Source organism: Microbacterium sp. R1, from assembly GCF_015159725.1.
Taxonomy (GTDB): domain Bacteria; phylum Actinomycetota; class Actinomycetes; order Actinomycetales; family Microbacteriaceae; genus Microbacterium; species Microbacterium oxydans.
Genome location: NZ_JADDUD010000015.1, coordinates 1 through 398, shown reverse-complemented (window position 1 = coordinate 398; position 398 = coordinate 1). Strand labels below are relative to the sequence as shown.

The following is a 398-nucleotide window of genomic DNA, read 5'->3' as shown; positions in this document are numbered from 1 at the left end:
GTGGATGGGGAGTTGTCCCCATCGACGGTGTTCGTGGGTGCCGCGTAGGGTGGGGTTATTCGGGCCGGAGGGGTCCGGTTCTCTCGATTTGCGGAGGTGTGGACGATGGCCGATTTCGGTGCGTCTTATGCGGAGATGGAGCAGGTGGCGGGTTCGCTGTCGCAGGCTCGTGATGACATTCAGGGTCAGCTGGACACGCTGAAGGGTCAGGTGGACACTCTTCTGGGTGATGACTTCAAGACGCAGCATGCGTCGGGGAAGTTCGGTGAGGGGTACACGGAGCTGACGACGGGTCTGAAGACGGCGGTCGATGGCATCAATGACATGTCGGAGTCGCTGCTGGGGATGATGCGGGCGATCCAGGATCTGGACCAGCAGCTCGCCGGCAGCTGACACAC

General features: G+C 61.8%; 1 protein-coding gene. It reads left to right on the top strand.

The features are described 5' to 3' along the window. The first annotated feature begins 105 nt into the window (after window positions 1-105). Window positions 106-393 (top strand): WXG100 family type VII secretion target, encoded by a 288-nt coding sequence (locus ILP86_RS19485; RefSeq protein ID WP_052748607.1) that lies wholly within the window; start codon window positions 106-108, stop codon window positions 391-393. Window positions 394-398: the final 5 nt, after the last annotated feature.

Coding starts and splice junctions, on each gene's coding strand:
- ILP86_RS19485 (WP_052748607.1), top strand. CDS start 106: ATGGCCGATTTCGGTGCGTCTTATGCGGAGATGGAGCAGGTGGCGGGT.